The sequence below is a fragment of the Rhizobium sp. WSM4643 genome, from assembly GCF_025152745.1.
Taxonomy (GTDB): Bacteria; Pseudomonadota; Alphaproteobacteria; order Rhizobiales; family Rhizobiaceae; genus Rhizobium; species Rhizobium leguminosarum_I.
In genome coordinates this window covers 485,534-511,446 of the sequence record NZ_CP104041.1, presented here as the reverse complement: position 1 = coordinate 511,446, position 25,913 = coordinate 485,534, and the positions used below count along the sequence as shown (strand labels likewise).

General features: G+C 60.2%; 30 protein-coding genes. 17 read left to right on the top strand and 13 right to left on the bottom strand.

The window, feature by feature from the left end; translation table 11 throughout:
- The gene (locus N1937_RS26300; RefSeq protein ID WP_162116313.1) at positions 1–882 is read left to right on the top strand and encodes an ABC transporter permease; all 882 of its coding nucleotides are present in this window, start codon (positions 1–3) and stop codon (positions 880–882) included.
- 213 nt (positions 883–1,095) lie between these two features.
- Here N1937_RS26300 and N1937_RS26295 read toward each other — a convergent pair whose 3' ends face one another.
- Together N1937_RS26295 and N1937_RS26290 are read right to left on the bottom strand one after the other, a co-directional pair.
- Positions 1,096–2,496, bottom strand: coding sequence for a sensor histidine kinase (locus tag N1937_RS26295; protein ID WP_260059358.1), 1,401 nt, complete (start codon positions 2,494–2,496; stop codon positions 1,096–1,098).
- The gene (locus N1937_RS26290; RefSeq protein ID WP_162116311.1) at positions 2,486–3,154 is read right to left on the bottom strand and encodes a response regulator; all 669 of its coding nucleotides are present in this window, start codon (positions 3,152–3,154) and stop codon (positions 2,486–2,488) included. The genes N1937_RS26295 and N1937_RS26290 overlap by 11 nt, the downstream gene beginning before the upstream one ends.
- 157 nt (positions 3,155–3,311) lie before the next feature.
- On the opposite strand from N1937_RS26290, the gene N1937_RS26285 reads away from it, so the two are divergent.
- Together N1937_RS26285 and N1937_RS26280 are read left to right on the top strand one after the other, a co-directional pair.
- Positions 3,312–3,890, top strand: coding sequence for an isochorismatase family protein (locus tag N1937_RS26285; RefSeq protein WP_260059357.1), 579 nt, complete (start codon positions 3,312–3,314; stop codon positions 3,888–3,890).
- Positions 3,887–4,897 (top strand): GlxA family transcriptional regulator, encoded by a 1,011-nt coding sequence (locus tag N1937_RS26280; RefSeq protein WP_260059356.1) that lies wholly within the window; start codon positions 3,887–3,889, stop codon positions 4,895–4,897. Before N1937_RS26285 ends, N1937_RS26280 begins: the two co-directional genes overlap by 4 nt.
- On the opposite strand, the gene N1937_RS26275 is transcribed toward N1937_RS26280, so the two are convergent.
- The gene (locus N1937_RS26275) at positions 4,892–5,719 is read right to left on the bottom strand and encodes a carbohydrate-binding protein (protein WP_260059355.1); all 828 of its coding nucleotides are present in this window, start codon (positions 5,717–5,719) and stop codon (positions 4,892–4,894) included. The two genes, N1937_RS26280 and N1937_RS26275, sit on opposite strands and share 6 nt — an antisense overlap.
- Positions 5,720–5,843: 124 nt before the next feature.
- Positions 5,844–7,640: a heparinase II/III-family protein gene (locus tag N1937_RS26270; protein ID WP_260059354.1), complete on the bottom strand. Its 1,797-nt coding sequence runs from the start codon at positions 7,638–7,640 to the stop codon at positions 5,844–5,846.
- Between the two features lie 131 nt (positions 7,641–7,771).
- Here N1937_RS26270 and N1937_RS26265 point away from each other — a divergent pair, with 131 nt between their 5' ends.
- The 7 genes from N1937_RS26265 (at position 7,772) to N1937_RS26235 (ending at position 15,878) form a co-directional block, all read left to right on the top strand.
- Complete coding sequence (locus N1937_RS26265; RefSeq protein WP_017967488.1) at positions 7,772–8,758, top strand: carbohydrate ABC transporter permease; 987 nt, start codon at positions 7,772–7,774, stop codon at positions 8,756–8,758.
- Positions 8,755–9,591 (top strand): carbohydrate ABC transporter permease, encoded by an 837-nt coding sequence (locus tag N1937_RS26260; RefSeq protein ID WP_017967489.1) that lies wholly within the window; start codon positions 8,755–8,757, stop codon positions 9,589–9,591. The genes N1937_RS26265 and N1937_RS26260 overlap by 4 nt, the downstream gene beginning before the upstream one ends.
- Positions 9,592–9,594: 3 nt before the next feature.
- Complete coding sequence (locus N1937_RS26255) at positions 9,595–10,767, top strand: glycoside hydrolase family 88 protein (RefSeq protein ID WP_170275977.1); 1,173 nt, start codon at positions 9,595–9,597, stop codon at positions 10,765–10,767.
- A 15-nt stretch (positions 10,768–10,782) separates the two neighbouring features.
- The gene (locus tag N1937_RS26250) at positions 10,783–11,892 is read left to right on the top strand and encodes an ABC transporter ATP-binding protein (protein ID WP_017967491.1); all 1,110 of its coding nucleotides are present in this window, start codon (positions 10,783–10,785) and stop codon (positions 11,890–11,892) included.
- A 20-nt stretch (positions 11,893–11,912) separates the two neighbouring features.
- The gene (locus N1937_RS26245) at positions 11,913–12,638 is read left to right on the top strand and encodes a YesL family protein (protein ID WP_222295773.1); all 726 of its coding nucleotides are present in this window, start codon (positions 11,913–11,915) and stop codon (positions 12,636–12,638) included.
- A gap of 40 nt (positions 12,639–12,678) precedes the next feature.
- Positions 12,679–13,953, top strand: a complete 1,275-nt coding sequence (locus N1937_RS26240) for an ABC transporter substrate-binding protein (RefSeq protein ID WP_222350890.1) — start codon at positions 12,679–12,681, stop codon at positions 13,951–13,953.
- Positions 13,954–14,027: 74 nt separating this feature from the next.
- Positions 14,028–15,878, top strand: a complete 1,851-nt coding sequence (locus tag N1937_RS26235; RefSeq protein ID WP_260059351.1) for a DUF2264 domain-containing protein — start codon at positions 14,028–14,030, stop codon at positions 15,876–15,878.
- A 47-nt stretch (positions 15,879–15,925) separates the two neighbouring features.
- Here N1937_RS26235 and N1937_RS26230 read toward each other — a convergent pair whose 3' ends face one another.
- Positions 15,926–16,432, bottom strand: coding sequence for an HIT family protein (locus tag N1937_RS26230; RefSeq protein WP_260059350.1), 507 nt, complete (start codon positions 16,430–16,432; stop codon positions 15,926–15,928).
- Between the two features lie 248 nt (positions 16,433–16,680).
- Here N1937_RS26230 and N1937_RS26225 point away from each other — a divergent pair, with 248 nt between their 5' ends.
- Positions 16,681–16,944 (top strand): hypothetical protein, encoded by a 264-nt coding sequence (locus N1937_RS26225; protein ID WP_170259615.1) that lies wholly within the window; start codon positions 16,681–16,683, stop codon positions 16,942–16,944.
- A gap of 44 nt (positions 16,945–16,988) precedes the next feature.
- The gene (locus N1937_RS26220) at positions 16,989–17,258 is read left to right on the top strand and encodes a cyclase (protein WP_260059349.1); all 270 of its coding nucleotides are present in this window, start codon (positions 16,989–16,991) and stop codon (positions 17,256–17,258) included.
- A gap of 128 nt (positions 17,259–17,386) precedes the next feature.
- On the opposite strand, the gene N1937_RS26215 is transcribed toward N1937_RS26220, so the two are convergent.
- The 4 genes from N1937_RS26215 to N1937_RS26200 form a co-directional block, all read right to left on the bottom strand.
- Positions 17,387–17,806: an HD domain-containing protein gene (locus tag N1937_RS26215; protein WP_170259734.1), complete on the bottom strand. Its 420-nt coding sequence runs from the start codon at positions 17,804–17,806 to the stop codon at positions 17,387–17,389.
- A 5-nt stretch (positions 17,807–17,811) separates the two neighbouring features.
- Positions 17,812–18,138: a DUF2934 domain-containing protein gene (locus tag N1937_RS26210; RefSeq protein ID WP_260059348.1), complete on the bottom strand. Its 327-nt coding sequence runs from the start codon at positions 18,136–18,138 to the stop codon at positions 17,812–17,814.
- A 46-nt stretch (positions 18,139–18,184) separates the two neighbouring features.
- On the bottom strand, positions 18,185–18,541 hold the full coding sequence (locus tag N1937_RS26205) for a hypothetical protein (RefSeq protein ID WP_260059346.1): 357 nt from the start codon (positions 18,539–18,541) through the stop codon (positions 18,185–18,187).
- A gap of 108 nt (positions 18,542–18,649) precedes the next feature.
- Positions 18,650–18,940 carry a hypothetical protein gene (locus tag N1937_RS26200; protein WP_260059345.1) on the bottom strand — a complete coding sequence of 97 codons (291 nt, stop codon included), beginning with the start codon at positions 18,938–18,940 and terminating at the stop codon, positions 18,650–18,652.
- A 324-nt stretch (positions 18,941–19,264) separates the two neighbouring features.
- On the opposite strand from N1937_RS26200, the gene N1937_RS26195 reads away from it, so the two are divergent.
- The 3 genes from N1937_RS26195 to N1937_RS26185 all read left to right on the top strand — a co-directional run bounded on the left by N1937_RS26195 (position 19,265) and on the right by N1937_RS26185 (position 21,646).
- Positions 19,265–19,579, top strand: coding sequence for a co-chaperone GroES (locus N1937_RS26195; protein WP_170259611.1), 315 nt, complete (start codon positions 19,265–19,267; stop codon positions 19,577–19,579).
- 144 nt (positions 19,580–19,723) lie between these two features.
- Positions 19,724–21,355 carry a chaperonin GroEL gene (gene groL, locus N1937_RS26190; RefSeq protein ID WP_260059343.1) on the top strand — a complete coding sequence of 544 codons (1,632 nt, stop codon included), beginning with the start codon at positions 19,724–19,726 and terminating at the stop codon, positions 21,353–21,355.
- Between the two features lie 54 nt (positions 21,356–21,409).
- Positions 21,410–21,646 (top strand): hypothetical protein, encoded by a 237-nt coding sequence (locus tag N1937_RS26185; RefSeq protein ID WP_260059342.1) that lies wholly within the window; start codon positions 21,410–21,412, stop codon positions 21,644–21,646.
- A 56-nt stretch (positions 21,647–21,702) separates the two neighbouring features.
- Here the strand turns inward: N1937_RS26185 and N1937_RS26180 are convergent, their stop codons facing one another.
- From N1937_RS26180 to N1937_RS26170, 3 genes are read right to left on the bottom strand one after another with little or no spacing between them, the layout of a single operon-like run.
- Positions 21,703–21,981 carry a DUF6522 family protein gene (locus N1937_RS26180; RefSeq protein ID WP_017967505.1) on the bottom strand — a complete coding sequence of 93 codons (279 nt, stop codon included), beginning with the start codon at positions 21,979–21,981 and terminating at the stop codon, positions 21,703–21,705.
- Between the two features lie 35 nt (positions 21,982–22,016).
- Positions 22,017–23,147, bottom strand: coding sequence for an HPP family protein (locus tag N1937_RS26175; RefSeq protein WP_260059341.1), 1,131 nt, complete (start codon positions 23,145–23,147; stop codon positions 22,017–22,019).
- 56 nt (positions 23,148–23,203) lie between these two features.
- Positions 23,204–24,109 carry a LysR family transcriptional regulator gene (locus N1937_RS26170; RefSeq protein WP_260059339.1) on the bottom strand — a complete coding sequence of 302 codons (906 nt, stop codon included), beginning with the start codon at positions 24,107–24,109 and terminating at the stop codon, positions 23,204–23,206.
- 267 nt (positions 24,110–24,376) lie between these two features.
- Between N1937_RS26170 and N1937_RS26165 the strand changes: the two genes are divergently transcribed.
- Positions 24,377–24,688 carry a hypothetical protein gene (locus N1937_RS26165; RefSeq protein ID WP_170275984.1) on the top strand — a complete coding sequence of 104 codons (312 nt, stop codon included), beginning with the start codon at positions 24,377–24,379 and terminating at the stop codon, positions 24,686–24,688.
- On the opposite strand, the gene N1937_RS26160 is transcribed toward N1937_RS26165, so the two are convergent.
- Positions 24,661–24,939: a hypothetical protein gene (locus N1937_RS26160; RefSeq protein WP_260059338.1), complete on the bottom strand. Its 279-nt coding sequence runs from the start codon at positions 24,937–24,939 to the stop codon at positions 24,661–24,663. The two genes, N1937_RS26165 and N1937_RS26160, sit on opposite strands and share 28 nt — an antisense overlap.
- A 255-nt stretch (positions 24,940–25,194) precedes the next feature.
- Here N1937_RS26160 and N1937_RS26155 point away from each other — a divergent pair, with 255 nt between their 5' ends.
- A complete protein-coding gene (locus N1937_RS26155) occupies positions 25,195–25,899 on the top strand; it encodes a 5-formyltetrahydrofolate cyclo-ligase (RefSeq protein ID WP_260059337.1) in 705 nt (234 codons plus the stop codon).
- Positions 25,900–25,913: the final 14 nt, after the last annotated feature.

Genomic DNA, 25,913 nt, shown 5'->3' with positions numbered 1-25,913 from the left:
ATGGCCGATACACTTACCGACACCACGATGGCCCCGCTTTTCCGCCCCGGAACCTCCGATGCGGAAATCGAAGCCGTTGCCACTCGCGCGATCAAGAGACGCAAACAGCATGTGCTGTGCCTGCAGGTCGGCATTCTGGTTGCCGTGCTGGCACTTTGGGAAATTACGTCCAACCTGATGTGGATCGACGCATTCTTCTATTCCAGCCCGAGCGAGATCGTTTATCGGCTCTACGATTGGGCTGTCAACGGGACCAGTGAAGGCTCGCTCTGGTACAATCTCTGGGTCACGATGGAAGAGGCGCTGATCGGCTTTTTCGCGGGGTCCTTTACCGGCGTGATCGTCGGCATCAGCCTCGGCCGGAACCTGTTTCTCGCCGACGTCTTCTCTGTCTACATCAAGGCGATCAATTCCATTCCGCGCGTCGTCCTTGCGCCTATCTTCATCATGATCATGGGCCTCGGCCTTGCCTCGAAGGTCGCGCTCGCTTTTATCATGGTGTTCTTCGTCGTGTTCGCGAATGCCTTTCAGGGCGTGCGCGAGGCCGACCGCAACATGATCGCCAATGCACGCATCCTCGGTGCGTCCAACTGGCAGGTGACGCGCACAGTCGTCATCCCCTCCGCCATGAGCTGGATCTTCGCCAGCCTCCATGTCTCCTTCGGCTTTGCCATCATCGGGGCCATCGTCGGCGAGTTCGTCGGCGCCCGTTTCGGCATCGGCCAGTTGATCTCTATCGCCAAGGGCACGTTCGACGCGGCCGGAATGTACGCCGCCATCGTTCTCGTCATGATCGTCACCCTGATTGCCGAGTTCATCATGACGCAGATCGAGAAGCGTCTCGCAAAATGGCGTCCGCAACAGCACCTTGATACCCAGTGATCAAATCGACCTCCTCCACCTGCATAATTCCTTCAATCGGAATCGATTTATGGATAGAATTGTCCAGCAATTCAAAGTGTTACAGCGTCCTTTGCGCGTCTCAAAAGACGCACGGCGCTGTAAGGCAGATCGACGGAAGGTCGGGCATCATGCCCGGCCTTCTTTCATTTGATGCGGATCAATCTTGAAACGAGGATTTCTTCGAGCTCAGGTTCACGTCAGCGGAAGCCGTACGGTAACGACGAGACCACCGCCTTCTGCATCGTCGAGCGAGACCGAACCTCCCGCACCTTCGACGACCTCCCGAACGATCGAGAGCCCCAGACCGCTCCCCTCGGCTTCGGTTCCCATGACCCGGTAGAATCGTTCGAAAACCTGTTCGCGCTCCGCATCGGGGATACCCGGACCATCGTCCTCGACGGTTACGACGGCGTTGCCGTCCGCCTGCCCGACGGCGACGGTCACCCGTCCATTCGGGCGGGTATAGCGGATCGCGTTGTCTATGAGGTTGACCAACATTTCGCGCAACATCGTCGCGTCGCCTTCGACAATGACCGGGCGGACCGCTTCCAGGCCGACGTCGATGTTGCGCCTGAGCGCCTCTTCGGCATGCGCTTCGAGGATCTCGCGGGCAGCCTTGCTAAGGTCGGCCGCATCGCTGCGCGGGCGCCGGCTTCCGGGCTCGGCTCGCGACAAGGTCAGGAGCTGGCTGGCAAGACGCGAAATCTGCTTCGTGCTGGTGCGAAGAGCGACAAGCGCCTCGTCGCGGCGAGCCGCATCGGCTTCGCGGGCCGCCACGCTCGCCTGGGTCGAAATCAACGCCAGCGGTGTTCGGAGCTGATGCGCGGCATTGGATACGAACCGTCGCTGCGCAGCCATCTGGTTCTGGACACGCTCCATATGGTCGTTCAGGGCATGGACGAGCGGCTGCAGCTCGCTCTGCACCATCTCGGGCGGCAGCGGATCAAGACGATTGCGGCCGCGCTGGCGCACGGCGTCCCGCAGTCTCAGCGCAGGCGCCAAGCCCCGTTGGAGCCCAAGGATGGTCACCAGGCTGGCGACGAAGACGAGCACGAACTGCTTCGAAAAGTCTGAGAGCCACAATTGCCTTCGCATCGCATACTGGCTGTTATGCGTCACGGCGACGGTGACGGAGATCGCGCTGTCATCGGGAAGGCCGACGACAGGATGGTCGAGCATCATGACACGCACATCGGCACCATGGAACGCGCGATCCTCCGCTGCCCGCTGGACGGCCGGCAACGGCAGGTCGGGAAGACCGCTCACCAGACTGCCCCACGCGGTGATCACCTGGTAAAATACCCGGTCGCCGAAGCCCGTATCAAACATCTCCAGCGCGGAAGGCGGCACATCCACCTGAACATTGCCGTCCTCATCGACGCGGACGGCCTCGGCAATGACGCGAGCCGAGGCCAGAAGTGTTCGATCCGTCACCAGCTTTGCCGTCGCGTCGGCCATCCAGAAGCTGTCGTAGAGATTGAAGCCGATCGCGCCGAACAGGGTCAGCAGCACCCAGCAGAGCAACTGCACCCTCAGGCTCTGGCTGAGCCGCTCGATCGTTGCGCCCACCTTGGTGACGAGACTAATGGACATGTCTGAGGAGATAGCCGAGCCCGCGCAACGTCGCAATCTGAACCGAACTGCTCTCGAGCTTCTTTCGCAGTCTGTGGACGTAGATTTCGATGGCGCTCGGATCCGCCTCGTCGTCAAAACCGAACACGCTTTCAGAAAGGGCGGCTTTCGAGACTGTGTTGCCAAGCTTCATGACGAGTTGCTCAAGCACGGCATATTCGCGCGGGGTCAGTTGCAGCGGCTCGCCTGCGACGAAAAACTGCCGCGTCCCACCGGAGAAGCGCAGGTTGCCGACGGTGATTTCCGACGATGCCCGGTCCTGGCCGCGGCGAACCACCGCACGGATCCTGGCTTCGAGTTCGGCGATTTCGAAGGGCTTGGCGAGATAGTCGTCGGCACCGCTGTCAAGCCCTGCAACACGGCCGTCCAGGCTCGCATTCGCAGTCAAGATGATGACCGGCAGCTTGTTTCCGGACTGTCGCAGTCGCTTCAAGAGCGTCAATCCGTCAAGCTTCGGCAGTGCCAGGTCGAGGATCATCGCCGAATACTCCGCAACCTTGAGCATATGCTCCGCGTCCTCGCCGTCGTGGGCGATGTCGATAGCATATTGCGCCTGTCGCAGGGCTTTACCCAGCCAGGCCGCCAGATCCTTGTTGTCCTCCACCACAAGCAGTCGCATCCGACTTCCTTAGCATGTGCGGACCGTCTGGTGGAAGCGTGACACGGCTTCCACCGCCGATGTCTGCCATCGATGGCGCGAATTGTCCGTTATTTGTCCGGCGCGCGCATTTTCCTCTGTCTTCAAATCGCCGAATATGACTTCATGATCAACCTGGATGGAGCAAAAAATGTCCGGCCATGAAACTGTCCTTCTCGTTATCGACGCTCAAGAGTCCTTCCGACACCGCGATTATTGGGATGAAAACCTCGCCTCCGCTTATATTGATCGTCAGCAGGCTCTGATCGACGGCGCCGAAGCCGATGGAATACCCATTATCCAGATCTTCCATGTTGATAAAACCGGGCCGTTTTCGGAAGAATCCGGGTTTGTCAGCACACTCGCCCCGCTCAGGATCGCCCCCAAGGCGACGTTCAGGAAGGGGCGCCATAGCGCCCTAGTCGGTTCCGGTCTCGACGTGTGGCTGACCGAAAATGGCGTCCGTCGTATCCTCGTCTCCGGCATTCGCACCGAACAGTGCTGCGAGACGACCACCCGCCACGCCTCCGATCTCGGCTATCAAGTCGACTATGTCGGCGAGGCGACCCTGACCTTCCCGATGACCGACGCCGCAGGACGCACCTGGAGCGCGAGGGAAATCCGGGACCGGACGGAACTGGTCCTGTCAGGCCGTTTCGCTCGGATCGCGACCGTCGACCAGGCCCTGGCAGGGCGTGGAAAGTCACTCGCCGCATGACGGACGCCACGCAGCCCTTCGATATCCCGGTCTTTGTCGTCGTGCCGCCGCGCGTGCTGCTGCTCGACGTCGCCGGCCCGATCGAAGTGCTGCGCAAGGCGAACCTCGAACAGTGCACAGTGCGCTTTACCGTCACCTATATCGGTCCATCGGCGACGGTCGGCAGCTCGATCGGCCTTGCCGTTACGGGCGTCGCCGCATTGCCGGAACGCTTGCCCGATACCGCGCTTGTCATCATCGCCGGCAGCGCCGATGCCCCGATGGAAAACAGCGCCCCAGGGAACGAACAGGAGCGCGCCGACCAGGCTGCCATTGTCGCATGGCTGAAGCGCACCATTCTTCCGGGAATTCGTCTGGTCTCGATCTGCTCGGGCGCATTGCTCGCTGCCGAAGCAGGCATGCTCGACGGCCGCGATTGCACCACCCATCATGGCTGCATAGAGGATCTTGTAAGGCTCGCGCCCACCGCGCGCGTCCGGGACAACCGGCTCTATGTCGAGGATGGAGATCGCCTCACCAGTGCCGGCATCACCGCCGGCATAGACCTCATGTTGCATATCGTTGCCGAAGCGGCGGGACATGCCTGTGCGCTTGCGGTGGCGCGATATCTTGTCGTCTATCTCAGGCGCGGCGGCTCGGATCCGCAGCTTTCGCCCTGGCTCGAAGGTCGCAACCATATCCACCCGGTCATTCACCGTGCACAGGATGCAGTGGCCGCCAGCCCGTCTGAGGATTGGTCGGTGGCGTCGCTTGCCCGCCTCAGCGGCGCCAGCCCGCGCAACCTTTCACGGCTGTTCAACGAGCAGACGGGCATGAGCGTTACGGATTTCGTCAACCGCATGCGCGTGGCTCTTGCCCGCGAGATGCTCGCCGGTTCGCGGCTGGACATGGAGGCCGTCGCCATGCGCGCCGGCTTCGGCTCGGCACGGCAGCTACGCCGTGCCTGGAACCGCCTGAATGACGGCCCGCCGAGCGCGGCGCGGTCGAGGCTGCCTACAGGCTCATAGCGCGAGAGGAAGGGCGGACGGCTTGAGGCCGGCTTCCTGTACCTCGGTTCCCCAGATTTCGATCTGGGTCAGCGCCGGATAGGGCGAGGCGTCTTCGGCCTTGATCAGACCGTGCAGTTCCACCCACTCGACGACACAGGGCTCTATCGGAAAGGCCTGGGCGGCGCCCGATTTCACCAGAGGAAAACAGCAGGTCTTGCCGTTCGAGAAGGTGACACTGGCCTTTTCCCACCAGGAATCATGCGGAAAGTCAGCCCGGAGATAGAAAACGATCTCGTCGATCCTGACCGGCCTGCCGAATTCCACCGTCAGTGCCGCCTGCGGATCGCGATTGATGCCCCAGCTCGTATAGGGCCAAAAGCCGTGATCATCATTGGCCTTTTCGCCGTCGATCGCATTACGCGCGGCAAAGACCGCTTCTCCGCGGGTCTCGACATTGGCGCGCGCATGCGGAAACACAGCCCGGTTGGCGTGATCGTCCCAGGGATTGAGGGCGAGATTGCGCCGGTGAGCGATCTCCTCCGGCCGCGTGCTTCGCGCTGAAAGCCGGTGGATATCGCCCCTGAAGGCATTCGGCGAATAGGGTTTGCGCTTGTCGCCGAAGGGTACGGCCAGCGAATAGGCGCATTCCTTCATATAGACCAGACCGGGTTGGATCGCGCCATCCAGGGAGAGGTAGACGTGCCCAGGCTCGGAAACCTCCACGATGACGCGATCACCTTCATGATAGTTCTGGCGATAGACCAGGAACGCCTCGTCCCGGCCTGTAGAACTCGCCAGCACCGCCCCATCGGCATCCACGATCTTCAGCGTCAATTCCATGCTTGCCCTCCCCAGAGCATGATGCCGAAAACTGTGAGCGATTTTCGGACGACATCATGCTCTAACTCTTTAGTTTAGAACAGGATTCAGACTTTGGGCCGACCCGGCCTAAAGCCATCCCGTTCTAGACGATCCGCAATCTCAGGAGCCTGTCGGCAAACCTCACACGCAGCCGGTAGATTTTCTCGGGCCAAGCCGATCTCAGCCGGGCGTCCTCCACGACGATCTCGTCGATTTCCATCTCACCGGCGCCCTCAACGAACATGCTGCCGAGGTCGGCTAGGTCGATCCTGTCTGGGCCGACGGTCGGCGGCAGGCATGTCATCAGCGACAGGACCGCCGGCTTGCCGCCGTCATAGGTGTCGACGATCTCGACATGGCGGCCGCGCAGCAGCGAAACGACGCGCCGATAGCTGTGCAGCTGCGCTTCGGACGGATAGGCGCCTGAAATATCGAGCGATATGCGCGCGCTCCCTTCGTCAAACCCGACCTCGACATCGCGCGCGCCAAAAGCTTCGCCGGCCGACTGCATGACGCCGGCGAATGTCGGCAGGTTGTGGAACGCTGACTGCATCGTCCATATCTCATAGCGCCGCGCCGAAAAGGTCTTTGCGGTATAGGTCTCGACGCCGACGTCGATCAGCAACGGACGTCCATTCTTGTAAAGCGTCACGCTCCCGACATCGTTATGATTGTGGCCCTCGCCATTGTTGCCGCCCTTGACGGCAAGCGAAAACTGCTCGTCGCGGGCGATGAACAAGCCGATGCCGGGATAGAAGATATCGCGCTGCGATGCGGGATGAGGTTTGGCGGCAGCGGGAAGCGTCGGGCCGACCAGCAGTTCCTGCACGCGATACCAGAGGTTCCATTCCCCGGGCAGGTGCGGATTGTCGGCCCCAGCCCTGTCGGCTGCGGCGAACTCAGCCAGCATCTCAGAGCCGACCGCCTGTCCGAACAGGTATTCCCGCGCGCTGCAGGGTTCGACCACAGCGGAAGAATCCGCGAAGTTGAAATAGTAGCGGCCGGCCACATGCATATGAGCGATATATTCGGCCATGTTGCGGATCTTCGGCTGCTGCCAGACCCCGGCGAACAGGCCGGGCGCCACGGCGTCCAGGATGATCAACGCACCATGCAGGCAGAGCGCGGCGTGGCGGTAATAAAGCACGCCCTCCTCGCAGGCGCCGTCCTCGGCATAGTCCTTCAGGAAGGCGTCGAGGCTGCCGAGCGCCTTTTTGGCGACGGCGCGGCGCGTGGGCTGGCCCGTTTTCAGGGAGAAGACCGTCAACAGGATGTTCTGGGTTATCCATGCCGTCCAGTTGTTCATCCGCTCCTCACCGCGGCCCATCCACCAGAAATGCCGGCCGAGATAGGGCGAGAGGATGCGGATCTCGATCTCGCGCTCGACGCGTGCCGTAATCTCGGGGCTGATGCCGTCGAGCTCGTTGCGAAGCAATGCGACGATGGTGGCAAGCAGGGCGGCCGTTTCGGCGGCGAAGAGATCGACGACAGGCTGCGAATTGTCGGGAAGCGGCAAGCGTGCGCCGCTTCGTTCATAGGCGTTATGCGCCGGAAGCTGCCAACCGCTCTCCTCCGCGATCAGGAAAATGCCGTCGACGATCTTCGGCAGGAAGCGCGCGCCGCCTTCGACGAGTTCGCCGAGCACCAGATTGTCGAGCATCCGGCGCCGTCTGAAATAAAGCTCCTCGAAGCGCGCGCGGTTGCCGGTTTCGGTGTACTCCCGGTAGTCCGACGCCGTAATCAGCGGCCAGGCGCGCGCAAGCGTCTCTTCGGCTTCGCCAACGACCAGTTCCCGTACCGCCTGCGGCACCGCGCTCCATCTGAGGCGGTCGCCGCAGACCGCCCCGGGCGTGAAATCGCCCAGCACATCGGGCAGATCCTCTGAAATCTCGCTGAACATGTCTCTCCCCGTACCGGAAAAGCATCGATGGGCGTTTGGTCTGCATGCTCACCTATCATATGTCTTTTGCGCTTTCCATGAAATTCGTATGATCTATTTAGAACTTGTTTGACCAATACCGGATATGTGCTATGTGGTTGCAGGAGGAAGAGGAGGCATCGGTGTCCATATCGAATTCAGTCATCGCGACGGATGGCGCTCCGGCAACTTCTCGCCGGAAGGCTGCGGTCTTGTCCAAGCGCCAGCGCAGGATACGCAGCGCGCTCGTCGCCTATTCCTTCATTGCCCCGAATTTCATCGGCTTTGCCGTCTTCACGCTCGGCCCGATCCTGTTCGCCTTCGTGCTCGCCTTCATGCATTGGGACGGCTCGAATGCGATCACATTCGCCGGGCTGGATAATTTCTGGCGGCTCTTCGAGGACAAGGCCTTCATCGCGGCGTTCTGGAACACGGTGATCTATACGGTCGCCTCCGTGCCGGCGACGCTCATCTGCGCGCTCGGCCTTGCCGTTCTCCTCAACCAGAAGATCGCAGGGCGCGACTTCTTCCGCACGGCGATGTTCTTCCCCTATGTCGCCTCGCTGGTGGCCGTCGCCGTCGTCTGGAACATGATCTTCAATCCCGAGATGGGACCGGTGAACATGATCCTCTATACGCTCGGCCTCGATCCCAAGAACATGCCGGGATGGGCGGCCGATCGCCACTGGGCGATGGTGACGGTGATCCTCTTCGGCATCTGGAAGAACATGGGCTATTACATGGTCATCTATCTGGCCGGCCTGCAGGGCATCAATTCCGAACTCTATGAGGCCGCCGATCTCGATGGCGCCAATTCCTGGCAGAAGTTCATCCATGTCACCGTGCCGCAGCTCGGGCCGACGACCTTCTTCGTCACCGTGATGCTGACGATCCAGTCCTTCAAGGTGTTCGACCAGATCTACATGATCACCCAGGGCGGGCCTGGCACCTCGACACTCGTCCTCGTCTACCACATCTACAACGAGGCCTTCATTTCCTGGGATCTCGGCTATTCCAGCATGGTTTCGCTGGTGTTGTTCTTCCTCGTGCTTGCCGTCACCGTCTTCCAGTTCCGGCGCCAGAGGGAGGACGAGGCATGAGGATCGCCGGACGCAAGGTGACCGTCAGATCGGTCGCGATCTACGCCATCGTCATCGCCGTCACGCTCATCATGTTGATGCCCTTTGCCTGGATGCTTTCGGCATCCTTGAAGCTCAGCCGCGACGTGTTCGCCTTCCCGATCGAATGGATACCGTCCGAGCCGCAATGGCATAACTACGTCGATATCTGGACGAAGATCCCGCTCGCCTTGTTCATCTACAACACTTCGAAGCTGACGATCATCGTCACGCTGCTGCAGCTTTTGACCTCCAGCTTTGCCGCCTACGCCTTCGCCAAGCTGAATTTCCCCTACAAGAACACCCTGTTCCTCGGCTACATCGCCACCATCGCCATGCCCTGGCAGGTCTATATGGTGCCGCAATTCCTGCTGATGCGTGAATTCGGGCTCAACAACACCCATCTGGCGCTGATCTGCCTGCAGGCATTCACCGCCTTCGGCGTCTTCCTGATGCGGCAGTTCTACATGTCGATCCCGACCGAGCTCTGCGAGGCGGCGCGCATCGACGGCATGAACGAGTACCAGATCTGGGCGCGCATCATGCTGCCGCTGTCGAAACCCGCGCTCTCGACGCTGACGATCTTCACCTTCGTCACCACTTGGAACGATTTTCTCGGGCCGATGATCTATCTCACAAAGACCGAGCTGAAGACCGTCCAGATCGGCCTGCGCATGTTCATCTCGCAATATTCGGCCGAATACGGGCTCATCATGGCGGCCTCCGTCGTCGCCCTCATTCCGGTCCTCGTCGTCTTCCTTGTTCTCCAGCGCTTCTTTGTCGAGGGCATCGCCTCGACTGGATTGAAGGGTTAAGCCGTGAACGCCGTTTCATCCGTCGCCCCGCAGCCGATTACCGATGAAGAAGTGAAGGCCGCGCTCGATATCGCCGTCGAGCAGGTCAGGCGCAACCTTCCAGAATTCACCCACGCCGCGCAGAACCATTCGAGCATCAAGAATTTCTATCCCCCCGTGGCGAACGATCAGTGGACCGCCGGCTTCTGGCCCGGCGAGCTGTGGCTCGCATTCGAACACAGCGGCGACGCGGCTTTCCGGGATGCGGCACAAATTCAGGTCCAATCGTTCCTGCATCGGATCGTCAATCGCATCGAGACCGATCATCACGATATGGGCTTTCTCTATTCGCCCTCCTGCATCGCCGCCTGGAAACTCGTCGGCGACGAGGATGGCCGCAGAGCCGCGATCCTTGCCGCCGACCAGCTGATCGAGCGCTTCCAGCCGATCGGTCAGTTCATCCAGGCCTGGGGTCGTAAAGGCAAGCCGGAAGAATACCGCTATATCATCGACTGCCTCTTGAACCTGCCGCTGCTCTACTGGGCAAGCCGCGAGACTGGCGATCCGAAATACCGCGAGATCGCGCTCATTCACGCCCGCACCACGCTTGCCAACTCGGTTCGGCCGGATGATTCCACCTATCACACCTTCTATATGGACCCGGTCACCGGAGCGCCGGTGCGCGGCGCCACCAAACAGGGTTACAAAGACGACAGCGCCTGGGCGCGCGGACAGGCCTGGGCAATCGCTGGAATGGCCCTCTCCTATCGCTATGAGCGGGTCGAGGAATATCGCCAAACCTTCGACCGGCTGCTCGCCTTCTATCTCAACCGGCTGCCGGGCGACATGGTGCCCTATTGGGACCTCGTCTTTTCGGACGGCGACGGCGAGCCGCGCGACAGTTCGTCGGCCTCGATCGCCGCCTGCGGCCTTCTGGAGATGGCCGATCTCGCCGAGCCGGAACCGGCAGCACGCTATCGCACGCTGGCGCGGCGCATGATGAAGAGCCTTGCGGATCACTATGCGGTCAAGGATCCCACAGCCTCCAACGGCCTGGTGCTGCACGCCACCTATTCGAAGAAATCGCCGTTCAACAGCTGCCGCGGCGAGGGTGTCGATGAATGCGTCTCCTGGGGAGATTATTATTACATGGAAGCTTTGACGCGCCTTTCGCGCAGCTGGTCTTCCTATTGGTGAATTCAGGAGAACCCGATGGCCAGCATTTCGCTTAAAGAGTTGAACAAGAGCTACGGTGCGCTCACCGTCGTCCACGACATCGACCTCGAGATCGCAGACAAGGAATTCATCATCCTGGTCGGCCCCTCCGGCTGCGGCAAATCGACGACGCTGCGGATGATCGCCGGCCTCGAAGAAATATCGGGAGGAGAGCTCAAGATCGGCGGCGACGTCATGAACGACGTCCCTTCCAAAGATCGGGATATCGCCATGGTCTTCCAGAATTACGCGCTCTACCCGCATATGACCGTCTACAAGAACATGGCGTTCGGCCTGCAGCTCAGGAAGGTGTCGCGCGACTTCATCGATGCCCAGGTGCAGGACGCCGCCAGGATCCTCGACATCTCTCATCTCCTGAATCGTAAGCCGAAGGCGCTTTCAGGCGGCCAGCGCCAGCGCGTCGCGCTCGGCCGCGCCATGGTGCGCAATCCGGCGGTCTTCCTTCTCGACGAGCCGCTTTCCAACCTCGACGCCAAGCTGCGCGGCACGATGCGTTCGGAAATCACCAAGCTGCACAAGCGCCTCAACGCCACCTTCATCTACGTCACCCATGACCAGGTCGAGGCCATGACCATGGCGGACCGGATCGTCGTCATGAAGGACGGGCACATCCAGCAGGTGGATACGCCGCAGAACCTCTATGACCGCCCCGTCAATATGTTCGTCGCCGGCTTCATCGGCGCGCCGCAGATGAACATGCTGCCCTCGACCATTCTGCGACGGGGCGACGGCTACGTCGCTGTCTTCGATGGCCGGGAACTGCCGCTTCCCGCCCATTTCGACAAGGGCAGGATCGCGCCCTACGAGGGCCGCGAGCTGATGCTCGGCATCCGTCCGGAGAATTTCCACGAGCTGCCGCCGGCCGACATCGCGCCCGAGAACCTGGCGCCCCTCAAGGCGATCGTCGAACTTGCCGAACCGATGGGCTCGGAAGTGCACCTGAACATGGTGGCAGGCGGTCGCAATCTCATTGCCCGTGTCTCGCCGCGCTACCGGCCCGATATCGGCGAGGAGGCGACGCTGGTTGCCGATATGACCAATGCGCAACTGTTCGACACGGAAACGGAACGCTCGATTCTATACTGAGGCGCCTGCGGGAGACGGCTATGCAGTGGTTGCGGGACATGTGGACGAGGGAGGGACCGGGCATTCCGAAGGATGCTCCGAAGAGGACCGGCCTTGCGCTGTTCGCCGAGATCCTCGTCCGCGAATGGTGGGAGATGGTCAAGCTGAACATGTTGTTCATCCTGACCGGCCTCTTCGTCGTAACGCTGCCGGCAGCCCTCGCCGCCATGGCCCGGGTCTCGGTGGCCCTCGTGGAAGACCGCAACTCCTATCTACTGCGGGACTTCACGGAAGCCTTTCTGCGCTACTTCTGGCGCGCCACCGCCTGGGGCCTGGCGTTGGGTGGCGCCCTCGCAATCGGTCTTTATGCGATCGTCACCTATGCCGCAGGCGCACGCGACAATCTGTTGCTAAGCGCACCGCTGACGATCGCCCTCGTCGCCACCGCCTTCGTCGCGGTCCTCGCCTGTCATCTCTTCGTTTTGATGGTGATGCGCGATCTGCCGGCTCTCATGCTGCTGCGCCTCGCCGCCCTCGCCTCCATTGTCCGTCCTTTCCCGGCGCTTGCAGCGCTCGCCTTTACCGCCAGCCTCTGGCTGGCTCACATCCTCTTCTATCCGGTTTCGGTGTTCATGCCGGCAATCTTCAATTTTTCACTCGGAATGTTCGCCGTCGCATTCGGCGTCCATCGGGCGGCGGTGACGGTTCTACACCTGCCAAACGCAACACAGCCGCACCGCGAACCGCATAGACGAGACGCTTCATAAAATAACTGATCCAGAGATGATCCAGGGAAGGAGAACGGGAATGTATTTGGAAAAATTCGGGGGGACGGTGAAACTTGCCGTGGCGGGTTTCACCTTGGCCGCAATGACGGCCGGCGCAGCGCTTGCTCAGGACGCCGTGACGCTCAAATGGGCTTTGTGGGACTGGGACAAGACCGCTTATTACAAGCCGCTGATCGAGGCCTATCAGGCCAAACACCCTAACGTGAAGTTCGAACCGATGGACCTCGGCTCGCAAGACTACCAGCAGATGATCTCGACGCAACTGACCGGCGGCTCCAAGGACATCGACATCGTCACCGTCAAGGATGTGCCGGGCTACACCAACCTGGTGCGCGCCGGCAACATCGCCGATCTCAGCGGCTTCATGAAGGATCAGAAGATCGATCCGGCGCCTTATGGCGGCCTGATCGAAGAGCTGACCATCGACGGCAAGATCTATTCGCTGCCGTTCCGCTCCGACTTCTGGATCGTCTATTACAACAAGGACATCTTCGACAAAGCCGGCGTCCCCTATCCCACCAATGACATGACCTGGGCGCAGTTCGACGCGACCGCCGAGAAGCTTACGGGCGGCATGGGCACCAACAAGACCTATGGCGCGCTGCTGCACACCTGGCGTTCGACCGTCCAGCTGCCCGGCATCCTTGACGGAAAACACACGCTCGTCGATGGCGACTACGCCTTCCTGAAGCCCTGGTACGAGCGGGCGCTGACCCTGCAGAAGGACGGCGCCATTCCCTCCTACGCCTTCCTCAAGACGTCGAACACGCATTATTCGGCGCTCTTCTTCAACGGCACGATCGGCATGCTGCCGATGGGCACCTGGTTCGTCGGCACCCAGATCGCCAAGGTGAAATCGGGTGAATCGAAGAGCAAGAACTGGGGCATCGTGAAGTTCCCGCATCCGGACGGTGTTGCAGCCGGCACGACGGCTGCACAGATTTCGGGTCTGGCAGTCAACACCAATTCCGGGCACAAGGATGCAGCCCTCGACTTCATCAAGTTCGTCACCGGTCCTGAGGGCGCTGCCGTCATCGCATCGACGGGCACCTTCCCAGCGCTCAAGACCGCCGATGTCAGCGCAAAGATCGCGGCAACACCCGGCTTTCCCGAGGACGCGGCCAGCAAGGAGGCGCTGATACCGTCGAAAGCCTATTTGGAAATGGCGGTCAATCCGAACGCCGCCAAGATCGAGGTCGTTCTCAATCGCGTGCATGACGCGATGATGACCGACAATACCTCCATCGACGACGGATTGAAGGAAATGACCGAAGGCGTGAAGGCCATCAAGTAGGCGTCCAGAAATGTCGACGGCCGCGGGCAATATTTGCCTGCGGCCGATTTGGTTTGAGGAATTTCGAGCTGACGATGATCTATGATCCCGCAAGGGCCAATCCGCTTTTCGGCAATCCCCTGAGGACACGCGACGACCTGGCCAAGGCCGTCACCGATCTCTTCGAGCCGCTGCTGCCGTATTTTTCCGAAGGCGGCGCCCGTGTGCGCCTCGGTGCGGCCGGCGCGATCTTCGATCGGGCGGCGGCGGATCTGGAGGGATTTGCACGGCCGCTCTGGGGGATCGTTCCGCTTGCTGCCGGCGGCGGCACGTTTCCGCATTGGGATCTCTATCGCCGCGGCCTGGCAAACGGGACCAATCCTGCTCATCCCGAATATTGGGGCGATCTTGCCGACCGCAACCAACGGCTGGTCGAGCTCGCCGCCGTCGGCTTCGCCCTGGCGCTCGTTCCCGAGCACATCTGGGAACCGCTTGACGACAGCGAGAAGAAAACGGTCTCTGCCTATCTTCTCAGGGCGCGCGAGTTGGAATTCATCGATAACAACTGGAAATTTTTCCGTGTGCTCATCGATCTCGGGCTGGAACGCGTGAGCGTGGCGTTCGATCACCGGAAAACCCTCGCCTATCTCGACGAATTGGAGGCCTTCGACCTCGGGTACGGCTGGTATCGCGACGGGCCGGTTCGGCGGGTCGATCATTACATTCCCTTCGCCATGCATTTCTACGGCCTGATCTATGCCGTGCTGGCCAAGGGCGACGAGGCGCGCAAGGATCGCTTCCGGGGTCGCGCCGAGATCTTCGCCAGGGATATCCGCCACTGGTTCGGCCCGGATGGCGCAGCCCTTGCCTTCGGCCGCAGCCAGACCTACCGCTTTGCGGCGGGCGGCTTTTGGGGCGCGCTTGCCTTTGCCGGCGTCGAGGCGCTGCCCTGGGCTGAGATCAAGGGCTATTACATGCGCCATATCCGCTGGTGGTCCGCCATGCCGATTGCCGATCGCGACGGCGTCCTTTCGGTCGGCTACGGCTATCCGAACCTCTTCATGAGCGAGAGCTACAACTCTCCCGGTTCACCCTATTGGGCGCTGAAATTCTTCCTGCCGCTCGCTCTTCCGCAGGCTCATCCGTTCTGGACCGCCGAAGAGGCACCGCAGCCGGAATTTCCGGAACCGGTTGCGTTGACGCCAGCGGGAATGGTCGCCATGCACACGCCGGGAAACGTAGTCGTACTCTCCTCAGGGCAGCAGCACGACAAGATGCTCGGCGCAAACGAGAAATATTCGAAATTCGTCTATTCCACCCGCTACGCCTTCAACATCGAAGCCGACGACCGGAATTTCTCCGCCGCAAGCTTTGACGGCATGCTCGGCCTCTCCGATGACGGCGTCCATTTCCGCACGCGGGAAACTCTCGAAGAGGCGTTGATCGCTGGCGACCTGCTCTATTCGCGCTGGCGCCCCTGGAGCGATGCCACCATCGAAACCTGGCTGCTTCCCGAAAACCCGTGGCACATCCGAATTCACCGCATCGCCACGCCGCGCACCCTGCTGACCATCGAGGGCGGCTTTGCAATCGAACGCGCGGATTTCAATGCCGATCGCTCCGATGCAAGCGATGGCCGGGCCGTCTGGTACGGACGGACCGACGTCAGCGCCATCGTCGATCTATCGCCCAATCCGAGGGCCGGCCATGCGATGAGCCCGATCCCGAACACCAATCTCATCCACGCCAAGACCCTGCTGCCACAGCTGCGCGGCGAAATCGGCCCAGGCACCACCGTGCTGGTGACCGCCGCGATGGCCCTGCACACTCGCGAGAATTGGGCAAAAGCGCTCGATAACCCGCCCGCCTGTCCCCGCCTCGACGAGGTGGAGCGGCTCTTTCGCGAAAAAGGCACCCGGGTGCCTGCATTCGCCCTCGGGACGTAGCTTGGAGGCACTGGCTTCCGGGGTTCAACCGGGAGCCAGGAGATTGATTATCGTGCGGTCAGCTCGGAACGGTATGCTTCAGCGATACGCTGCGCCAACTGTGCCATTTGATCGTCAGGTATCTGCAAAACCCCGTATTCCGCCATCAGTGCATGGTATTGCTGCTCTTCAAGAGGTACACCTGAAGGCAAGGGAACGACATGAAAATGCAGGTGGCTATTGGCTTGTTGGCTGCCGAGCGAAAGCACATAAATTCGCTCGGCGTCGAAGACGCTCTTGAGGGCGCGCGCCAAGACATGCACCTTCTCCTGTAATTGAAGATATTCATCCGTCGACATGTCCCGCGCCAGATCCTCACGGTGCTCCCTCGGACAGACGATGCAATAACCCGGTAGAGTGGGATATTTGCTCAGGAAAATGATCGTCTCGTCGTCTTCAAAAACGCGATGGTGAAAGAAGTCAGGGTCGTTCCTGACCAAGCCGCAGATAAAGCATGGCCTTGTTCCGATGTCGTGCCCATAAGCCTTGAGATCAAATGGTTGGCGTTCGGTCATTCTGAGCCTCTGTCGTCTCACGCGCGGCGGTCCCGGACGCCGGAACTATTGCAAAAGCCATCGTCGCGAAAATAACACGCGCCAAGACCGGCTGCCAACCGTAATATTTTCGGATTACTCCAAGTAATTATATTTATATCTTCGATAAAATAGCAAAATATCCGTTCATCGTAATATTGTTGAACTACAGCCGGGCAAAGCGTAGGGATGTACTGGCCTTTCATTTTTCAAGGCCAGAGGAGGATGCAATGCCAACCATAATGGTCCATCACAATGTCAAGGACACGAAACACTGGCTCGCTTCACCGATGCGCAAACAGATATTCGAACCGATCGGCGTCACGAACATTCGCACGTTTACGGATCCTCAGACGTCCAACCATGTCGGCCTGGTCATGGACGTTGCTGATATGGATAAGTTGATGGCCTTCATGCAGACCAAGGCGGCGGCCGATGCGATGGCGAGTGACGGCGTCTTGCCCGAGACCATGACGTTCCTCGTGCAATCGTAACACGCGTCTGAACCGAACTTGAAAACGCAACGCGGGAGGATGATATGACGACATTATTCGTGAGGCACGAGGTTTCCGACTACGCCACTTGGCGCAAGACATATGATGCGTTTCATCAGGTGCAGAAGGCCAACGGGGTGACGGCGCAGGCCGTATATCGCGCCATCGACAATCCGAACGATATTACCGTCACCCACGAGTTCGCCACGTTTGAAGCGGCGCAGGCATTCAGCAAGTTGGACGAACTGAAGGCGGCGATGCGTACGGCAGGTGTGCTCGGCGCGCCGACGATGTGCTTTGCCAACAAAGCATGAAATGGGCCAAAATGGCCTCCGCCGCTGTGCCACGGAGGCCGCCGGCGTTCGATGCATGACATGAAGGCGGGTAGTGGACGCTTGCCCGATTGCCGACCTTGGTGACAGTGCCGGCGAACTGCGTAAAATTATGATCCGCTCGTTATGTCGCGCAGGAGATCCAGTCCGCGCTGGTATTTTTCCGTTTTCTTGCCGGCCTGTTCGGCCTGCCGGAGATTGTCTTCGAGATCGGCCCGTTTGACGGGCAAGGACAGCGGGTTTGATGCCGCACGCCTGACGAAGTCGTCGTCCGGCTCGTCCGGCCGCCGTGTCAGAGCATTTACCGCGGAGATGATCGCCGGCGGAAAGCCTTCCTCCCTCAGCCTGTCGAGCGTCCAGCCGTTTCCCTTCTCGACGACGTCATGAAGGTAGGCAACCGTTCGTGGCTCGTCGCCGGAAACGAGAAGGGCTACCCGCTGGCAGTGCTCGAAGAACGGCTGGCCGGTCTTGTCTGACTGACCTTCATGGGCCGTAAGTGCGATTTGGATGGCATGGTCGAGATGCTGCATGACGATCACGGCCCTTCGGTCTTCCTGATCTTCCGCGTGGAAGGTCTTTCGCCCGTCGTCATCTCGATGTCAGGCACCGGAGCCTTGGCGGCCTGGCCAGGCCTCGTTCTTGGCCGATCGAAATCGCCGCTTTCACCGGCGCCCTGAAGCAGGGCCGCATCATCCCTGTCGTCTTCATCGAGCAGGTCCTGCAGCGTCTCGTGCTCATCCTCACCGGCAAGTTCGTCGCAGGCTTGCAGCCAATGGCGCTTGTCGGCGCCCTCCGGGCGGCCCTCGGCCTCCCAGATTTCGTAGGCGCGCTGGCGAATCTGCTCGTGCTTGTCTATAGCCATGGCCTTCTCCAAGCGCATTGGGATGAGCCGTCCGAAGAGCGACTCTTCAAGGCGTGTTGATGGTTGGAAGGAAATCCTCCACCTGTTTGCGTTGATCCTTTGGAAGCGTTTCCACCTGTTCCTTCCAGAACCGTTCCGCCTCCGGCGGATCCTCATCCCATTGGCGAACGTCGGTGATATTGTCGTCGATCATGGATCGGCGGTGGCCACCGAGGCTAAGATAGTCCATTGCAAGCTTCAGGCTTGGGGTTCCGGTGCCGCTATCGTGATCTGATGCCGACCTCGCGTTGCGCAGGGCGTTTGCCAATGCCCTTTGGCGATCGATCTCGGCCCGTTCGGTATCGGCGGACCGGGCATCGTCCGTGCCGCTCTCTGGCGGCACGTTGGATCTAGAAGTCGTCATGGATCACCTTTCGATGTTGTGATCCAATAACCTCTGCAAACGAGGAGAGTTCCGCGCGCGTGTAGAGAATGATTGGGCGGGTGGCGAGCCGCATCGCCCGGGGCGCGATCAATGCACGGCAATGCTCACCATCCGATAGGGGTGCACGGCTTCGAATTGTGAGATCATCGCCGTTGCCTGCTGCAATACCAGCTCGGCATTTTCCGGATCGTCACGGGCGAGTTCGTCGGCGTTGACGCGGATCGCTTCGGCCATGTTGTTGGAAAGTGCCGCAAAATGCGTATTGCCTTCGACAAGGGCCTCACGCGCCGTGTCCTCCAGCGTACGAGCGATATCGACGAAGATTTCCTCGCGTTCCTCGATACTGAGGTCTTTGATCAGTTTGGTGTTCTCTTCCATGTCACTCACTCCTAAAGACGTGGGACGGTGGCCGAGCTCATCAAGCCTCGGCCACCACAGAACTAGGAATGGCGAAATCCGGATTCAAGCCTCAATGCCATTCGCCTTTTTATTCGAACGCAGGAGCGGATTGTCTGTTCCCTGTCGGGCGTTAGCAGTCTCCGACGGAGAGTGCTAATTTTTCTTTCGTCGCCTCTTGAAATTGCTGAACCCTCGAACCAGATCATTCGCGCAAGGCGCGCGCGCGAACCTGCACCCGCCCGGATCGGTTATCCGGTCCGGCCGCGGGAACAACGTCATCATTGTTTGTCGATGGAGGAAGATATGTCGTTCCGACCGCTTCATGACCGCATTCTCGTCCGCCGGGTCGATTCACAAGAAAAGACAAAGGGCGGCATCATCATTCCAGACACCGCCAAGGAGAAGCCGCAGGAAGGCGAGGTCATCGCCGTCGGCCCCGGCGCGCGCAACGAAGCCGGCCAGATCCAGTCGCTCGACGTTAAGGTCGGCGATCGCATCCTGTTCGGCAAATGGTCCGGCACCGAGATCAAAATCAATGGCGAAGACCTGCTGATCATGAAGGAAAGCGACGTGATGGGCATCATCGAGGCCCAAGGCGAAAAGAAGCAGGCCGCCTGAGGTCCCTGCTGACATCGGTCGATGCTGGAGCGCTTCAGCTTTTCATGGAAACGCAGAACCGTTCCAAGCTTTTATTTTACGCAATTCCGAGCGAAAACGCACTTTTCCTGGAATTGCTCTGGCTGCCTATGAAGGAGTGAGGACATGGCTGCTAAAGAAATCAAATTCAGCACCGAAGCCCGCGAGAAGATGCTGCGTGGCGTCGACATCCTGGCCAACGCCGTGAAGGCGACCCTCGGCCCGAAGGGCCGCAACGTCGTGATCGACAGGTCGTTCGGCGCGCCGCGCATCACAAAGGACGGCGTTTCGGTCGCCAAGGAAATCGAACTCGAAGACAAGTTCGAAAACATGGGCGCCCAGATGGTCCGCGAAGTTGCTTCGAAGACCAGCGACATCGCCGGCGACGGCACCACGACCGCAACGGTGCTGGCCCAGGCAATCGTCAAGGAAGGCGCCAAGGCCGTTACGTCGGGCATGAACCCGATGGACCTGAAGCGCGGCATCGATCTAGCGGTCACCGCCATCGTCGCGGAACTGAAGGCCAACGCCCGCAAGATCTCCAACAATTCCGAAATCGCCCAGGTCGGCACGATCTCCGCCAATGGCGATGCCGAAATCGGCCGCTTTTTGGCCGATGCCATGGAAAGGGTCGGCAATGATGGCGTCATCACCGTCGAAGAAGCCAAGACCGCCGAAACCGAACTCGAGGTCGTCGAAGGCATGCAGTTCGACCGCGGCTACCTCAGCCCCTATTTCGTGACAAATGCGGACAAGATGCGGGTCGAGTTCGAAGACCCCTATATTCTCATCCACGAGAAGAAGCTGTCGAACCTGCAGTCGATGCTGCCGGTTCTCGAGGCCGTCGTCCAATCCAGCAAGCCGCTGTTGATCATCGCTGAAGACGTCGAAGGCGAAGCGCTTGCTACCCTCGTCGTCAACAAGCTGCGCGGCGGCCTCAAGATCGCTGCCGTCAAGGCACCTGGCTTCGGCGACCGCCGCAAGGCCATGCTCGAAGACATCGCCATCCTGACCGCCGGCACAGTCATCTCCGAAGATCTCGGCATCAAGCTCGAATCCGTGACGCTCGACATGCTCGGCCGTGCCAAGAAGGTTTCGATCGAGAAGGAAAACACCACAATCGTCGATGGGGCAGGCGCCAAGACCGACATCGAAGGCCGTGTTGCCCAGATCAAGGCCCAGATCGATGAAACCACCTCCGACTACGACCGCGAGAAGCTGCAAGAACGCCTTGCCAAGCTCGCCGGCGGCGTTGCCGTTATCCGCGTCGGCGGCTCGACCGAAGTCGAGGTGAAGGAGAAAAAGGATCGAGTCGACGACGCGCTTCATGCAACCCGTGCCGCCGTCGAAGAGGGCATCTTGCCCGGTGGCGGCGTAGCGTTGTTGCGCGCCGTCAAGGCGCTCGATAATCTCAATACGGCCAACCAGGACCAGCGCGTTGGTGTGGAGATCGTCCGCCGCGCGGTCGAGGCACCGGCTCGCCAGATCGCCGAAAACGCCGGTGCAGAAGGCTCGATCGTGGTCGGCAAGCTGCGGGAGAAAAGCGAGTTCTCCTATGGCTGGAACGCTCAGACCGGCGAATATGGCGACCTCTATGCCCAGGGCGTCATCGATCCGGCGAAAGTGGTGCGCACCGCGCTGCAGGATGCGTCCTCCATCGCCGGTCTGCTCGTCACGACGGAGGCCATGATCGCCGAGAAACCCAAGAAGGACGCGCCGCCGCCTATGCCTCCAGGCGCCGCCGGCATGGATTTCTAAAAAGGCTGCCGGCCCGCCCGCACCCCCAGGCGGGCCATGTCTAAGGGAAAAGAGATGGTTCAAACGATCAAAAGCCGATCGCAGGTACCGCTGGACTCCCGCGATCTCGGCATCTGCCAGCAGGTCTTCGACAAGCTCAGATCCGAATACCAGGTGGCAAAGGACAGCGACGAAGCCGAACGAATGGCGAGTATCGTCATCGAACTCTACCGCCAGGGTGTGCGCGACCCCAATCACCTGCGGTCGATGGTCGAGGCGGCCCGCGGCCTCTTCGAAACGAGCGATCGGTAGGAAATGCGGTGCCTGCAGGTCACAAGCACCGCGCGGTATCACACATAACGATGATGTCAGCGTGGATGCCGTCCGGAGGATTTACCCCGAAGAACGGTCATCTGCTCCTGCTGCACTTCATTTTCATCGTTCAAAACGGCTTGCCAAAGCCTATTGCCGAGCCGAAGCGACACCCGTTTCGTCCCCTCGTGTTCAGCTGTCCCGACTTCCACGGAGCTGACGACGGAACCATGGCGCATGTGGCGGCGAAGATCGGCCAGCGACAATCCGAACCGCTCCGCCAGTTCCGATGATTCCAGGATAAAATCGCCATTTGAATCGCGCTCGATCAGCACCGACTTCTTCTCCAGCTAAGCTCCACGTCCACGCCTCAGGCCACCGCCGCAATAGCATTGTCCTCCTTTGGCAGCAGCCGCGCCACTGCGCTCAGGAGATCCGTTTGCGATATCAGGCCAAGAATGCGGTAATCGCCATCGACAATGATAACGGCATGCGTGCGCCCGTCCGTCAGAACGGGCAATAGCGACAGAGCAGGATCCAACGGTCTAGCCACCGCCGGCCTCGAGATCGCATGGGCGATGGTCTCAGTGCTCATCGACAACTCCCGTAAACCGACAGCGCCGACGAGACGGCCCTCTGGATCCTTCACCGGCAGTGTACGGATATTATGCTTGAGCAGAAGGTGCCGAGCGGCATCCGGTTCCGAAGCCTCCCCAATGGCGATCACGTCGCGCGACATGATATCGGCACAGCTGATCTTGCCGTTTGAGCGGATGGCCGCTTGCAACTCGACCTGCTGCAGTAGCCGGCCGAGGTCTGCCCGGTCGATATCGAAAGTTTCGTCAAGCGCTTCGAGGGCCGCATCGACATCTTCCTCGCGGAAACCCACACGCACCGAGGATGGCGGGTCGATCGTCTGATGGGTGTTCTCCGCCGGCTTTGGAACGACGTGCGGATAATTCCGCTTGGACAGCCTGTGGAACAGCAGGCCAAGACCGACGAGAATGCAGGAGTTCAAAGCGACGGGCACGAAGGGAAAGAGGAGCCCCCAGCCGGCAACGACAGGGCCGCCGAGTACGGCGGTCAGTGCGGCGGCTCCTCCTGGTGGATGAAGGCACCGCGTGAAGGACATCGCGCCGATGGCAAGCGAAACGCCGACACCGGTCGCGACGATCGGATCACGAATGAAATAGGCGGCAATGATTCCCATCAGAGCGGAAATCGTATTGCCGCCGATGATCGACCATGGCTGCGCCAACGGGCTTGCCGGCACCGCGAAAAGAAGCACCGCGGACGCCCCCATCGGCGCGACGATCAAGGGAAGATGCGGTCCCTGTCCGAACAGATAGCCGCTGATGACGCCGGTGAAACCGATGGCCAGCAAAGCGCCGAGACATGCAATCAATCGCTCTCGTAAGGTCGCACCGGCCAGAATAGGTGAGAACAAACGGAAGCGGCGGAAGCGGCTCGGTCCCAGCTTTGGGGAAACGGGATACTGCATGACAAGACCAATTTTAAGCGAGGATTATCTGGCGGCGAAGGAGAAAGGCGTGCGGACTAGTTTGTTGTCAACCGGGGACCTCTGCCTTTGGTCGCGCTGAGGACTTCGTGGAATGCGTTGAACGCGCTGGGGCGATCATTCCTGCGATAGACGAGCAGCGTCTCAACGAGCCCCAATTGATAGGTCTGGACAGGCGTCGGCCAGTGCATGAGGTCAAGGACGGATCGCGGCATGACACCCGCCGTATTCCCGGTCGCAACGCTCGCCAGGATCGCGTGGTAGGAACCGAGCTCGCTCGTCGGCAGCGCGCTCGATTTGCGCGCCCAGTTTTCGGCGATCCTGCGATAGGTGCAGCCGGGCTCTAGAGCGGCGAGTGATCCGACACGCAGGTCTGCGGCGGATTTGATGGAGGGATGCCCGGATGGCAACACAATCAACAGCTCTTCGACGAAGATCGGCTCCATCTCCAGCGCCTTGAGTTCGGCATCGAAACCTGAATCCTCCTCGCGCATCGTCTTGGGTGGGCGGGCAATCAGCGCGCAATCCAGCACATCGGAGAGAACGTCGCAGGCAAGATCGCGGGAGGCCCCCATTGTCAGATGAAGTGACACATCAGGCCACATCTGATTGAATTGCGTCAGCGCCGACGGCAGTCTGCTTGCCGCCGTGCTTTCCATGGTGCCGACCCGCAATATTCCCGATGGGGCGAGAGGCCGCACGGCCTGGCGCGCTTCGAGCGCAAGCGCCATAAGCCGGTTGGCATAGGCAAGAAACGTCTCGCCCTCCCGTGTCAACGTCATCTTCTTGCCGTCACGGCTGAAGAGGGAAACGCCGAGGTCCTCCTCCAATTGCTGGATGCGCGTCGTCACATTCGACGGCACCCGCCCTACAGCCTTGGCAGCCTTGGTCACGCTGCGGTCGCTGGCAACGGCGAGGAATATCTCGATCGACGAAAGGTCCAATGAAAAGATCTCGTTTTCGAAATTAAGACGATTGATAATTCTCTATATAAAAATCATCATGCCAACTCAAGCCGGTTTCGGCGTTGAACGAAAAACGCCATCCGCGGACCGGGACAGGCAAGCGACTGCCGAAAAAAGGATCGCGACGCCGAGCAAATAGCCACGCAGGCGGCGACATTGTCTCCGTCGGATGAGGATTTGCGGGTTTGAGGCTGGCATGCGGTTTGCATCTGCCGAACGATCTGCAGATCGATCGGCGACGACCACATGTTGCACCTTGTCTTGACCTGTCTTCTTCTGAGCGTCGCTTCAGGCTTGAGCATGCGCCGTTTTCTGCTGCCGTATTTCTCAGATGGCGATCTCGCCGAGAAATCCGCCCCAGTGACCATCGTCGCAAGCGCCGTCTTTCTGGCGGCAATCGCTTTTACCGTCTCCGATCAGAATCTCTGGGCAAAATCTGCCATCCTGATGCTCGGCCTTTCGCTGGCGGCGATGTTCGACGATGCGAGACCCAGGCTGACGATTGCCCTCTCCGCCGTCAGTTTGGCGGCCTATCTCGGGCTGCGTTCAATTAGCTGAGCCATCCCACTTCCAGGGGATAATGCAGCCTTGTTGGCGGTGCCGAAGCCCTTATCGAGATGCTGCATCCAGAGACGAAAGTCATTCGTCAGCAACGCCACATCGTACAGCCACTCCGCGCGCAAAAGCTCCCAACGACTTGCTTCCCCATTATCGAGCAAGGTGCGGACTCTTTGCCGCAGCTTTTCGAACGCCTCATCACGAGGAAAGGGCGCGAGGCGGCGCAACGCGGGATGCAGTCGGTTTTCCATGAAGTTCGCTCCTCAACAATCGGTGCATGTTGATAATATATCGTATTACGATATAATTTCAAGATGCCTTGAGTAGAAGCCGGAGGTTTGGGTGCGGGGAAAGCAACCCTCTTGGATTTCGGCGCCTGAAGCCCTTCCCACTGACAAAAGAGATTTCAGGTCACGCGAACACCGATCTCTATTGAAGAATGGTATCGCGCTGTTATTCTCTATTTGAATATGAAATGAGGACGACGAACAGAAAAGAAACGCTCCATGAGTGACGATGTCAGGAAAATCAGTGCCGATGGCTACGCCTCACCGGCCTGCTTCATGCACGAGGTCGATCCGGTTTACATGGGGCTTGAGTCGCACCCGGAAGCTGTCCGGGAGTGGCGGAAGGCTGAACGCCGTCGTCTGATAGAGCGCCGGACGCTGCTCGGCGCGAATGAGCGGGAGCAGCGAACATCTCTGATCCGCCATCATCTGGATCGGCTTTTGCCGAAGATCGCCGGCCGCAACGTCAGCCTGTACTGGCCGTTTCTGGGTGAGCCGGACCTTCGCGGCTGGATGCAGTCGGCGGCAGCTTGCGGCGCCACCTGCCTGTTGCCAGTGGTGACGGAAAAAAGGACACCCCTCAGCTTCCGCTCGTGGAGCGTCGGCGAGGAACTGACACGCGGCATCCTGAACATCCCGGTTCCACTTCGCGGCGAAGAGCGCCTGCCCGATATCGTCGTCGCGCCGGTCGTCGGATTCGATGCGCAATATTACCGGCTCGGATTCGGAGGCGGCTATTTCGATCGAACGCTGGCCTCTCTCCATCCCCGGCCTTTCGCGATCGGCGTCGGTTTCGACTTCCAGGAGATCGACACCATCCGTCCTCAGGACCACGACATCCCCATGGATGCGATCGTAACCGACGTCGAAATCCGATTTCGCCAAGGCGTTGGCTCCTTTGCCGCAAGGATGTTCGAGGGTTAGCCGATGATGAGGAG